Source organism: Streptomyces sp. NPDC002788, assembly GCF_053592115.1.
The window spans coordinates 29,861-43,115 of the sequence record NZ_JBSFVB010000029.1; the positions used below are offsets into that span (position 1 = coordinate 29,861).

The window sequence follows — 13,255 nt, forward strand, 5'->3', positions numbered from 1 at the left end:
CCTCGCGGCACAGGCCTCCCGGCACCAGGACCTCCCGGCACCTGCGGCGACTGGCGTCGCCGGGTGCCCCGGGGGTCCCGGCGCGGACGGCCCTCAGAGGACCGCGCCCGCCTTCGTCCTCCTGCGCAGGGCCGGCCTGCCGGACTGGGCGAGGTCCCGCCACATGTCGGACAGGCCGGTGACGGTGCGCGCCGCGAACAGCCTGCGGATGGACACCTCCTGGTCCAGCTCGGCCCGGATCAGGCCGACCAGGCGGATCGCCCGCAGCGAGTTGCCGCCGAGGTCGAAGAAGTCGTCGTCGATGCCCACCCGGTCCAGTTCGAGCACCTCGGCGAAGGCCTTGGCCAGGGCCCGTTCGGTGTCGTTGCGCGGTGCGCGGTACGTCCCGTCGTCGAACCGGGGTTCCGGCAGCGACGCCCGGTCGACCCTGCCCTCGGCCGTCTCCGGCAGGCGCTCCAGCACCATGAACAGTGACGGCACCATGGACTCCGGCAGCCATCCCGCGGCGAAGCGGCGCAGTTCGTCGGCGGTGACGGTCCGGCCGGCCGCCGGGACCACGTAGGCCACCAGCCGCTGCTGGCCTGTGGCGTCCTCCCGGACGACCACGACGGAGCGGGCGAGGCCGCTGTACTCGGACAGCACCTCCTCGACCTCGGCCAGCTCGACCCGCACGCCGCGCACGTCCGCCTGGGCGTCGGCCCGGGCCACGTAGTCGAGGCGGCCGTCGGTGCCCCAGCGGACCCGGTCCCCGGTCCGGTACATGAGCGCACCGGCCGGACCGAACGGGCAGGGCACGAAGCGCTCGGCGGTCCGTCCGGGGTGTTCGGCGTAGCCGCGTGCCACGCCGGGCCCGGCCACGTACAGCTCACCGGTCACGCCGGCCGGGACCGGCGCCAGTCCCGGGCCCAGGACGTAGAGGGCGGTGTTGTCCATGGGGCGGCCGACCGCGTCCGCGTGGCGCACCGGATCGCCGGCGGGCAGGCGGTGGCGGGCGGCGAACACGGTCGTCTCCCTCGGGCCGTGGCCGTGGACGATCGTCAGCTCGGGGCAGGCCTCGCGGACCCGGCGCAGCGCCGCCGCGGACACGCGGTCACCGCCGGTCCAGACCTCGCACAACCCGGCGAGGCGCTCGGGGTGTCCCGCCGCGATCGCCGAGAACAGGCCCGCGGGCAGCCACACGGTGGTGATGCCGTGCGCCGCTCGCGCCGCGGTCAGCACGTCCGCGTCGAGCCGTCCCTCGGGGGCGACGACCACGCGGCCGCCGTTCAGCAGCGGCGCCCACACCTCGAGGGCGAGGGCGTCGGAGGTGTGCGGCGCGTGCCACAGCACGGTGGCGGGGCCGGCCTCCTTCCAGTGCCGGTCCAGGACGAACCGGAGCATGTTCCGGTGGGTCAGCGCGACCGCCGTGGCCCCGTCGGTCGATCCGGAGCCGTACAGCACGGCCAGCAGGCTGTCCGGGTGGGCGGGCGACGGGGCCGGGGCATCGGACGCGGCGTCGGCGGCGGAGTCCGGGCGGATGTCGTCGCACACGAGTACGGGCACGGCGAGGCCGGCGGGGAGCGTGCCGGCACTCGCCGTGTCGGTGAGCAGGAGGAGTGCCGTGCCGGTGCCGGCCTGGGATCGGATCCGCTCGGCCGGGGAGGCCGGGTCGACGGGCAGGTAGGCTCCGCCCGCCTTCGCCACGGCCAGCAGGGCGGTGACCAGGCCGGCCGACCGGGGCAGCGCGACCGCCACGACCGTCTCGGGGCCGACGCCCCGCCGGCGCAGTTCCTCGGCGAGGCGGTCCGACCGCTCGTCCAGTTCCCGGTAGGTGAGGACCGCGTCGCCGTGGACCAGCGCGACGGCGTCGGGGTCCCGCTCCGTCTGCCGGGCGAACAGGTGCGCGACCGTCGTTTCTGGCAGCGGTGCCTGGGTGTCGTTGGGCGCCCGGAGCACCTGGTGCCGTTCGGCGCCGCCGACCACGTCCAGGGCGCCGACCGGCTGCGCGCCGGCGGTGACCGTGGCGCGGATGTGCGCGATCAGCTCCTCGCCGATGAAGCGCAGCTCCGCGCGGTGGTAGAGGTTGGCGGGGGCGTCGAGGCGGATGTAGAGGTCGCTGTCGGCGCTGCCGTCGGTGTAGACGCCGATCGACAGTTCCTCGAAGGTTCCGGTCGTCGCGCCCGAGTAGCGGGCCGGGCTGTCGCCGAAGTGGAGCCGCTCCACGAACTCGACGACGTTGATGACGGTGCCGAAGCTGCCGCGGCCGCTCAGGACGGTGCCGGCGGCGCGCTGGATGTCCGAGTAGTGGCAGGCGGCGTGGTCGAAGATCTCGTACGTCTCGTCGACGAGCTGGTCGGCGATGTCGGTGAAGGTCGCGCCGAGCGGGATGCCGACGCGCACCGGCACCACGTTGACGGCCAGGCCGGGTGTCCTGCTGGCCACGCCGACGCGGTTGCCCACGGCGAGCGAGAGGAGGAACTCGGGGCGGTCGCAGCGGTGCCGGAAGTAGACCGCCGCGGCAGCGGTGATCAGCTGCGACATCCACAGGCCCATGGACTTCGCGGTCCGGGTCCACGTGTCGGCCTCGGCCCGCGGGACGGTCAGCGTGCGGCTGACCATACCGATGGTCTCGGCCACTTCCGACCAGCGGTCGGCGCTGCTCAGCGGTTCGGAGAGCGCGGAGCGCTGCGCGTCGGACAGGGCGATGCGGGGAACCTGGGCGGGCGCCGGCGCGTCCTTCAGGTAGTCGCGCCAGAACTCGGAGTCCTCGGTGAACCGCTGCGAGCCTCGGTACTCGACGGCCTCGGCCGCGAAGGACTCGATGTCCCACGGGTGCGGCAGCTCAGGGACCTGCTCTCCGCGGACCAGGGCCGTGTAGACCTCGGCGAGGCGCCGGGACAGCAGGCCGCCCGCGCCGAACCCGTCGGATATGAGGTGGTGGTAGGCGATCACCAGGAGGGAGCGGTCGGCGGCGAGCCGGACCACGCCCAGCCGGAACAGCAGGTCCCGTTCCAGGTCGAACGGCTGCCGCACCAGGTCGGCGAGCGCGTCGCGGGCCGCCTGCTCGGGGTCGGCCTCGGCGCTGAGGTCGAGGTGGAAGGGCCGCCAGTCCCCCAGTTCCCGGGGTACGAGCCGCAGTTCGCCGTCGTGGTCGGCGAAGTTGACGCGCAGCACTTCCGCTTCGCCCATGACGTGCCGGAACGCGGACTCCATGACCGCCGTGTCCAGTTCCCCGTCCACATCCCACATGGTCAGCGCGTGATTCGGCGTGTCGGGAGCCATGTGCTGCGCCCGCCACATCCCTTCATGCGCAGACGACGCACCGAACGAAGGCACACAGATCAACCCCTCAGCAGACAGGCCCGGGTAACGGAAGAATTCACAGATCGCCCCCATCTTCCGGGGGGTGTACCTGCCGTACAAGACAAGTCGGTACCCGGCGGGACAGGCCGCCGCCGGCCTCGCGGTGTCCCGCCGGCGGGACAGTCCCGCCGGCGGTCCGACGCCCCGGCGCGCGGTCGTTCAGCGTGTGCCGCGCCCCGCCAGTGAGGTCGTGACGTGCTCGGCGATCAGGCGCGGGGTCGGGTGCCGCAGCACCATGTTCGCCCGCAGTTTGAGCCCGGTGGACGCGGTGAGGCGTTTGCTCAGTTCCGCCGAGAGCATCGAGTCGAAGCCCATCTTCAGGACCTCCTCGTCGGGGTCGACCACCTGGTCGGCGGAGTGTCCGAGGACGAGGGCGACCCGCTCCAGGACGTGGTCGAGGACGAGGGAGCGCGCGTCGTCGTCGGAGAGGCCGGCGATCCGGTCCGCCAGGGGGACGAGGGTGTCGTCGTCGGCGGCGGGGGGCTCCGTCGCGGGCAGCTGCGCGGTGGGTGCCGTGTGCGTGGGGTTCAGCCAGTACCGCCGCCGCTGGAACGCGTACGTCGGGAGGTCCACCCGCCGGCGGGCGGCGAACAGGGCGGACCAGTCGACAAATCCGCCGTGGACGTGGAGCTGGGCCAGCGAGCCGAGCACGGCCTCCACCTCGTCGCGGTCCCGTCGCGTCGACGACAGGACCAGCGCGTCGGCCACGTCCTCGACGGTCTCCTGCACCGGGACGGTCAGCACGGGGTGCGGGCTCATCTCGACGAAAACCCGGAAGCCGTCCTCGGCCAGCCGCCGCACGGACGTCTCGAAGACGACCTTCTCGCGCAGGTTGTCGTACCAGTAGCCGGCGTCCAGCCGCGCGCTGTCGGTCTTCTCGCCGTACAGGGTCGAGTAGAAGGGCAGCTTCGAGGTGCTCGGGCTCACGTCGGACAGCGCGCCGGTCACCTGGTCGCGGACCCGGGCCACGTGGTGGGAGTGGGAGGCGTAGTCGACGGATATCCGCCGGGCCTGGGCGCCGTCGGCCTTCATCTTCTCGACGAACTCGTCGAGCGCGTCCGGTTCGCCGGACACCACCACGGAGCGGGGGCCGTTGACGACGGCGACGCTGACCCTCCCCTCCCACGGAGCGAGGCGTTCCGCCACGACCTCGGCGGATTCCGCGACCGATGCCATGCCGCCGTGGCCGATCAGGTCCACGAGGGCCTTGCTGCGCAGCGCGACGACCCGGGTGGCGTCCCGCAGGGACAACGCGCCGCACACGTACGCGGCGGCGATCTCGCCCTGGCTGTGTCCGACCACCGCGGCCGGCTCCACACCCCAGGACCGCCACAGGGCGGCCATGGACACCATCACCGAGAACAGCGCCGGCTGGACCACGTCCACCCGGTCCAGGCCCGGTGCCCCCTCCACGCCGCGCACCACGTCGAGCAGCGACCAGTCGACCCACTCGGCCAGGGCGTCCGCGCACGCGTCGAGAGCCTCGGTGAAGACCGGGAAGGCGTCGTACAGTTGCCGGCCCATGCCGGCCCACTGCGAGCCCTGGCCGGGGAACACGAAGGCGACCGGGCCCGTCCCGGCGGCGACGCCGCTCACCACGGCGGCGGACTCCGCACCGTCGCCGAGCGCCGTCAGACCGCTCAGCAGCTCGTCCTGGTCGCGGCCCAGCACCACCGCGCGGTGCTCGAACGTCGACCGGCCCGACACCAGCGACCAGCCGACGCCGGCGAGGTCCAGGTCCGCGCCGGCGGCGGCGACGTCACGGAGCCTGCCCGCCTGGGCCCGCAGGGCCGCCGCGCTCCTGCCCGACACCACCCACGGCACGAGTCCGCCGACGACGCCCGCCTCGGGCCCGTCCTCGGCCGCCCGCTCCTCCTCGGGCGGTCCTTCCTCCAGGACGACGTGCGCGTTGGTGCCGCTGACGCCGAAGGACGACACCCCGGCCCGCCGGGGAGCCTCCGCGCGGGTCCACTCGCGGCCCTCCACGAGCAGCTCGACGTCGCCGGAGGACCAGTCGACGTGCGAGGTGGGCGCGTCCACGTGCAGGGTCTTGGGGAGGTACCCGTGGCGCAGGGCCATCACGGCCTTGATGACGCCGCCGACACCGGCGGCGGCCATGGCGTGCCCGAGGTTCGACTTCAGGGACCCCAGCCACAGCGGCCGGTCCTCGGCCCGGCCCTGCCCGTAGGCGGCGAGCACCGCGCCCGCCTCGATGGGGTCGCCGAGGACGGTCCCGGTGCCGTGGGCCTCGACCAGGTCGACCTCGGAAGGGGCGACGCCGGCGTTGGCCAGTGCCTTGCGGATCACCTTCTCCTGGGCACGGCCGTTGGGGGCGGTCAGGCCGTTGCTGGCCCCGTCCTGGTTGACCGCGCTGCCGCGGACGACGGCCAGCACCGGGTGGCCGTTGCGGCGGGCGTCGGACAGCCGCTCCAGCAGCAGGACGCCCACGCCCTCGGCCCAGCCGGTGCCGTCGGCGCCGTCCGCGAAGGCCTTGCACCGGCCGCCCGCCGACAGGGCGCCCAGCCGGGAGAACTCCACGAACATCGCGGGCGTCGAGATGACCGACGCGCCGCCCGCCAGCGCGAGGGAGCACTCCCCCGAGCGCAGTGACTGCACCGCCATGTGCAGGGCCACCAGCGACGACGAGCACGCCGTGTCCACGGACACCGCAGGTCCCGTCAGGCCCAGTTGGTACGCCACCCTGCCGGAGGCGACGCTCAGCGCGCTGCCGTACAGCAGGTAGCCCTCCAGTTCCTCGGGGCTGTTGTTCAGGAAGCGCCAGCCGTACTCGGAGGAGCTGACGCCGGAGAAGACGCCGACGTCGGCGCCGCGCACGTCGGCGGGGACGATGCCGGCCCGTTCGAAGACCTCCCAGGACGTCTCCAGCAGCAGGCGGTGGTGCGGGTCGACCGCCAGTGCCTCGCGCGGGCTGATGCCGAAGAACTCGGCGTCGAAGCCCGCCACGTCGCTCAGGAAGCCGCCCTGGCGGGTGTGCGAGCTGCCGGCGGCGTCAGGATCGGGGTCGTACACGTCGCGCCAGCCGCGGTCCTTCGGGAAGTCGTCCACGACGTCCAGGCCGCCGCGGACCACGCCCCACAGGTCCTCGGGCGACGACACGCCGCCCGGGTAGCGGCACGCCATGGCCACCACGGCGATGGGCTCGCCGCGGCCGGCCTTCATGGCTTCGTTCTCCTGCCGGAGGCGGTCGCGCTCCTCCAGCAGCGTGCGGAGCGCCCGCTGGACCCGGTCCGCGCCGTCCGCTGTGCGATCCGCGGAGTTGGTCATGTCACTTACCTCTTCTCGTCCAAGGCCAGGTCGACCAGTGCTTCCAGGTCCAGGTCCGTCAGTTCGTCCGCGCCGGTGTCCGCGTCCGCCGCCGGCGTGTCGTCGTCCGCCGGGTGCGGGTCCGCGCAGGCCAGGACCAGGTCCAGGAGGCCGGCGGCGCGCAGGCTGTCGATCGACACGTTCCGCAGCGCTTCGCGGATCCGCGCGTCCTCGTCCCCGTCCGTGTCCGTGCCGGGGTCCGCGGCCGGGCGCAGCAGGCCGGACAGGTACTCGCTCAGCTCGCGCGGGGTCGGGTAGCTGAAGACGAGGGTGGTCGGCAGGCGCAGGCCGGTCGAGGAGGCCAGGCGGTTGCACAGTTCGACCGAGGTCAGCGAGTCGAATCCGAGCTGGGTGAAGGCCTGGTCGACGTTGACGACGGCGCCGGAGGGGTGTCCGAGCACGACGGCGACCTGGTCGCGGACCCAGTCCAGGACGGCCGCCTCCGCCTCGTCGGCCGGCAGGGCGGCAAGCCTGGCGGCCAGGGCCTGGGAGCCGCCGTCCCCGGCGGTGCCCGACCGGTTGCGGCGCGGGCGGCCGCCGTCGGCGAGGTCGCGCAGGAGCGGCGGCACGTCGTCGCCGGTCCTGCCCCGCAGCGCGGCGACGTCCACCCGGGCCGGTACGAGGACCGGCTTGTCGAGGGCGCACGCCGCGTCGAACAGCGCCAGTGCCTCGGGGGTCGGCATCGGGGCGATGCCCATCCGCCGCAGCCGGGAGAGGTCGGCCTGGTCCAGGTCCCCGGTCATGCCGCTGCTCTGTTCCCACCAGCCCCAGCACAGCGAGGTGCCGGGCAGGCCGGACGCCCTGCGGCGCGCCGCCAGTCCGTCCAGGAAGGCGTTGGCGGCGGCGTAGTTGGCCTGTCCGGCGGTTCCGAGCGTGCCGGCGAGGGCGGAGAACTGGACGAACGCCGACAGGGGGCGGTCCCGGGTCAGCTCGTGCAGGTTGACCGCGCCGCGGGCCTTGGCGGCCAGCACGTGGTCGAGGCTCTCGGCGGTCAGTGACTCCACGGTGCCGTCCGCCAGCGTGCCCGCCGCGTGGACGACGGCCGTCAGCGGGTACCGGGGCGGCATGTCCGCGAGCAGGTCCGCCACGGCGGCCCGGTCCGCGACGTCGCAGGCCACGACCCGGACGGTGGCGCCCGCGCCCTCGAGGTCCGCGACCAGTTCCGGCACGCCGTCGGCCGCCGTGCCCCGGCGGCTGGCCAGGACGAGGCTGCGCACACCGCGTTCGGCGACGAGGTGCCGCGCCACGATCGAGCCGACGCCGCCGGTTCCGCCGGTGACCAGCACCGTGCCGCCGCCGAGGGCGTCGCCCAGTTCGAAGACCAGCTTGCCGACGTGGCGGCCCTGGCTCATCTCGCGGAACGTCCTGCGCGCGTCGCGGATGTGACGCACGGAGACCGGGCTCAGCCGCACCCGTCCGTCGGCGAACAGCGCCATGACCTCCTGGAACATGGCGTGGATGGTGTCCGGGCCGGACGCGTAGAGGTCGAAGGCCCGGTAGTCGACTCCGGGGTGGCCGGCCGCCACCCTCTGGGGGTCGCGGATGTCGGTCTTGCCCATCTCGAGGAACGTGCCGCCGCCGGGGAGCAGGGTCAGGGAGGCGTCGACGAAGTCGTGCGCGAGGGAGTTGAGTACGACGTCCACGCCGCGCCCGTCGGTGGAGTCCAGGAACTTCCCGGCGAACTCCAGGTCGCGCGAGGACGCCAGGTGCGCGTCGTCGATGCCCAGGGCGCGCAGGGTGGGCCACTTGGCCGGGCTGGCGGTGGCGTAGACCTCGGCGCCGATGTGCCGGGCGAGCTGGACGGCGGCCATGCCGACGCCGCCGGCCGCGGCGTGGACGAGGATCCGCTGTCCCTTCTCCAGCTTCGTGGCGCGGAAGAGCGCGTAGTAGGCGGTGAGGAAGGTGCACGGCACGGACGCGGCCTCGGCGTAGCTCCAGCCGTCGGGGACGGGCACGAGCATGCGGTGGTCGGCGACGGCCACGGGGCCGAAGGCACCGGAGAAGATGCCGGTCACGCGGTCGCCCGGCGCGAAGCCGGTCACGTCGTCCGCCACCTCGAGGACGACGCCGGCGCCCTCGCTGCCGAGTCCGGCGTCGATGGCCGTACGGTCGATCAGGCCCAGGGCGATGGTGACGTCGCGGAAGTTGAGCCCGGCGGCGTGCACGGCGATGCGGACCTGCCCGCTCGTCAGGGGCTCTGCCACCTCGGGGCAGGGCACCCAGGTCAGGTTCTCCAGGGTTCCCTTGTTCGGGATGCCGAGGCGGTGGGTGCCGTCCGCCGGCGGCTCGATCCGGTGGTCCGCGGGCGCGGCCGGCGCGAGGCGGGGGACGAGGGCCGTGCCGTCGCGCAGGGCGAGCTGGTCCTCGGCGAGGGCGAGGGCGTCCGCGAGGCGGGAGCGGGAGGTCTCCTCGTCGTCGATGTCCAGCAGCCGGAACCTGCCGGGGTGCTCGGTCTGGGCGGAGCGGACCAGGCCCCACACGGACGCGCCGGGGAGGCTCTCGAGGCTCTCCCCCACGCCGGTGTCCAGGGCCAGGCGGGTGAGGACGACCAGGGTGGAGTCGGCGAGCCGTTCCTCGGCGAGGAAGCGCTGGACGAGGGCGAGGACGTGCTTGTCCGCGTCGCCGGCCGCGGTGAGCGGGTCGGCGCCGTCGGTGACGATGTCGTCCAGGCACAGGACGAGGTGCCGGGGCGGCTCCCCCTGGAAGACCTCGTCGAGGGACTCGTAAAGGGAGACGCGTTCGTCGCCGGCCGCGGCAAGCAGGGCGGCCCGGCCGTCCTTCGCGCCGAGTACGGCCCACGGCCCGCGGTGGGTCTCGCGTTCGCCCTGCCGGGCCGGCCGCCAGTGCGGTTCGTACAGCGACCGCTGCTGTCCGCCGTGCGCCGCGTGCACCTGCTCGGCGCCGGCCGGCCGGAACGTCAGCGCCTCGACGTGCGCGACGCGGCGGCCGCGCTCGTCGGCGAGCGTCAGGGACACGACGCCCTCGGCGGCGGCGGAGAGCCGGACGCGTACGGTCGCCCCGCACGCGCCGGGCGCGTGCACGCCGGACCACGAGAAGGGCATCCAGCCCTGGCCGCCGGTCACCGGGACGGCTCCGCCGGCCACGGCCGCGTGCAGGACGGTGTCCATCAGCGCCGGGTGCAGGACGAACCCGCCGCCGGCCGCTTCGGCGCTCTCGGGCAGGGTGGCGAGGGCGAACAGGTCGTCGCCGCGGCGCCAGACCTCGCGCAGCCCGCGGAACGCCGGGCCGTAGTCGAAGCCCGCGTCGGCGAAGGAGTCGTAGAGGTCCTCGATGCCGATCCGCTCCGCCCCGGCCGGGGGCCATGCGGCGAACGCGCGGGTGTCCTCGGCATCGGCGGCGGGTGTGCCCGAGGCGTCCGGCGTGTCCGGTGACAGGGTTCCCGCCGCGTGACGGGTCCAGCCGCCCGCCGTCGGGCCGTCCTCGTCGGGGCGCGCGTACACCTCCAGGGAGCGGCGACCGGTCTCGTCCTCCGCGCCGACGACGACCCGCACCCGCACGTCGCCGGTGTCGGGCAGGATCAGGGGTACCGCCAGGGTGAGTTCCTCGACCGCGCCGCACCCGACGCGCTCGCCCACCGACAGCGCCAGGTCCAGGTAGGCGGTGGCCGGTACGACGACCGCGCCGAACACGGCGTGGTCGGCCACCCAGTCGTGGGTCCGCAGGGACCACAGGTCGGTGAAGACCACCTCGTCGGTGCCGGGGTGCTCCACCACGGCGCTCAGGAGGGGGTGGCCGGGGGCCGACAGGCCGGCCGAGGTGACGTCCGCCGACCGCTGTCCGGCCAGGAAGTCCATCCAGTACCGCTGCCGCTGGAACGCGTACGTCGGGAGGTCGACCGGCGGGCGCGGCCCGAACAGGGCGGCCCAGTCCACCGACCCGCCCCTGACGTGGAGTCCGGCGAGGGCGCCGGTCAGCGCCTCGGCCGTCCCGCGGCCCGTGCGCGAGGTGGAGAGGACCACCGCGTCGGCGACGCCCTGGCCGGCGAAGGCGTCCTTGACGAGGCCGGCGAGCGTCGAGCCCGGACCGACCTCGACGAAGACGTTCGCCCCCGCCTCGCGGGCCCGCTCCACCGCGTCGTGGAAGCGCACGGGCTCGCGGACGTGCCGCACCCAGTGCTCGACGGACGTCAACTCCTCGAACGTGGCCTCGCGGCCCAGGCGCGTCGAGACGATCGGGATCGACAACTCGCCGTCGGTGGGCAACGCGCCGAGGGCCTGCGCGAACTCGTCCAGGACGGGGTCCATGAGCGGGGAGTGGAAGGCGTGGTCGACCGGGAGCAGCTTCGCGGACCTGCCGTCGGCGACGAGCCGGTCGCGCAGGTCGTGGACCTCGTCGCGCAGGCCCGCGAGCACCACCGACTCGGGGCCGTTGACGACGGCGAGACCCACCCGGGTGTACGGGGCGAGCAGCGTGTCGGCCTCGGCGAGCGGGGCGCGTACGGCGAGCATGGCGCCGGGCTCGGTGACGGTCTGCATGACGCGTCCACGGGCGGCGACGAGCCGGGTCGCGGTGTCCAGGTCGAGGACGCCGGAGACGTGGGCGGCGGCGATCTCGCCGACGGAGTGGCCGATCAGACGGTCCGGCCGGGGGGTGTACCGGGTGAGGAGCCGGTACAGGGCGACCTGGAGGGCGAACAGCGCCGGCTGCATGACGTCGGTGCGTCCGCGTCCCTCGGGCTCGTCGGCGAGGAGCAGGGGCTTCAGGGCGAAGGGGAGGTGCGCGTCGAAGTGCCGGCAGACCTCGTCGAGGGTTTGCGCGAAGACGGGGAAGGTGTCGTACAGCTCCCGCGCCACGCCGGTCCACTTGGCGCCCTGGCCGGGGAACATGAAGACGCGCTCGCCGGGTTCACCGGCCTCGCCCCGTACGACGGCGGGGGATTCCGCGCCGTCGCCGAGGGCCGTGAGAGCGTTCAGGAGGTCGTCGCGGTCGCGGCCCACGACCACCGCGCGGTGCTCGAAGGACGATCGGGTCGACACCAGCGAGGCGCCGATGTCGGCGAAATCCGCGTCGGGGTCGGCGGCGACGAACTCGCGCAGCTTGGCGGCCTGCGCGCGCAGTGCCTGCTGCGAGCGCGCGGACAGCACCCACGGCACGGGGCCGCCGGTGGCGGCCGGTGCGGGGTCGGCGGTGTCGGCCGGCTGCCCGGCCCCGGCGGTGTCGGCGGCCGGTTCGGGCTCGGGTGCCTCTTCGAGGATGAGGTGGGCGTTGGTGCCGCTGGCGCCGAAGCTGGAGACGCCGGCCCGGCGGGGGCGTTCCGGTGTGCCGGGCCACTGCCTGGCCTCGGTGAGCAGCTCGACCGCGCCGGCCGACCAGTCCACGTGGGTCGAGGGGCGGTCCACGTGCAGCGTCCTGGGCATGACGCCGTGCCGCATCGCCATGATCATCTTGATGATGCCGCCGACACCGGCGGCGGCCTGCGTGTGCCCGATGTTCGACTTCAGCGAGCCCAGCCACAGCGGGGCGTCCGGGTCCCGGTCCTGCCCGTAGGTGGCCAGCAGCGCCTGCGCCTCGATGGGGTCGCCCAGCGTCGTGCCGGTGCCGTGGGCCTCCACCACGTCCACGTCGGCCGCCTGGAGCCGGGCGTTGGCCAGGGCCGCCCGGATGACGCGCTGCTGGGCCGGTCCGTTCGGTGCGGTCAGGCCGTTGGAGGCGCCGTCCTGATTGATCGCCGAGCCGCGGATGACGGCCCAGATCCGGCGTCCGTTGCGCCGCGCGTCCGACAGCCGCTCCAGGACCAGCATGCCGACGCCCTCGGCGAAGCCGGTGCCGTCCGCCGCGTCGGCGAACGCCTTGCACCGTCCGTCGGCGGACAGGCCCCGCTGCCGCGAGAACTCCCGGAACACCTGCGGCATCCCCACGACGGTGACGCCGCCGGCCAGGGCCAGGCCGCATTCGCCCTGCCGCAGCGACTGCACCGCCTGGTGCACCGCCACCAGCGACGACGAGCACGCGGTGTCGGTGGACACCGCCGGGCCCTCCAGGCCCAGCGTGTACGACACCCGGCCCGAGGCCACGCTCAGCAGGGAACCGGTCTGCGCGTAGCCCGAGATGGCCTCGGGGGTGGTGAAGTGGTTGCCGTAGCCGAAGTAGGCGAGGCCGGCGAACACGCCGGTGTCGCTGCCGCGCAGCTTCTCCGGGTCGATACCGGCCCGCTCCAGGGACTCCCACGAGGTCTCCAGGAGCAGCCGCTGCTGCGGGTCGGCGGCCAGCGCCTCGCGCGGGTTGATGCCGAAGAAGTCGGCGTCGAAGTCGCCCGCGTCGTAGAGGAAACCGCCCGAGCGCGCGTAGCAGCTGTTGGGCCGGTCCGGGTCCGGGTCGTACAGGTTCTCCAGGTCCCAGTTGCGGTCGTCGGGGAAGTCCGACATGGCGTCCGCGCCCGCCCGCACCAGCTCCCACAGCGCCTCCGGGGTCGAGGCCCCGCCCGGGAAGCGGCAGGCCACGCCCACGACGGCGATGGGTTCGGCGGCGGCCTCCGTCACCTCCTGGAGGCGCTTGCGCGTTTCGAGCAGCTCGATCGATGTCCGTTTCAGGTACTCGAGAACATCGGCGTTGTTGTCGTTGGTCATCG

3 protein-coding genes are annotated in these 13,255 nt (G+C 74.3%); all 3 read right to left on the bottom strand.

Annotated elements, in window-relative coordinates:
* Positions 1-93: 93 nt before the first annotated feature.
* Complete coding sequence (locus ACWD1U_RS35355) at positions 94-3,375, bottom strand: non-ribosomal peptide synthetase (protein ID WP_451113461.1); 3,282 nt, start codon at positions 3,373-3,375, stop codon at positions 94-96.
* A 126-nt stretch (positions 3,376-3,501) separates the two neighbouring features.
* Entirely contained in the window at positions 3,502-6,627 is a 3,126-nt protein-coding gene (locus ACWD1U_RS35360; protein ID WP_451113462.1) for a type I polyketide synthase, read from the bottom strand.
* Between the two features lie 5 nt (positions 6,628-6,632).
* Positions 6,633-13,253, bottom strand: a complete 6,621-nt coding sequence (locus tag ACWD1U_RS35365; RefSeq protein WP_451113463.1) for a type I polyketide synthase — start codon at positions 13,251-13,253, stop codon at positions 6,633-6,635.
* Positions 13,254-13,255: the final 2 nt, after the last annotated feature.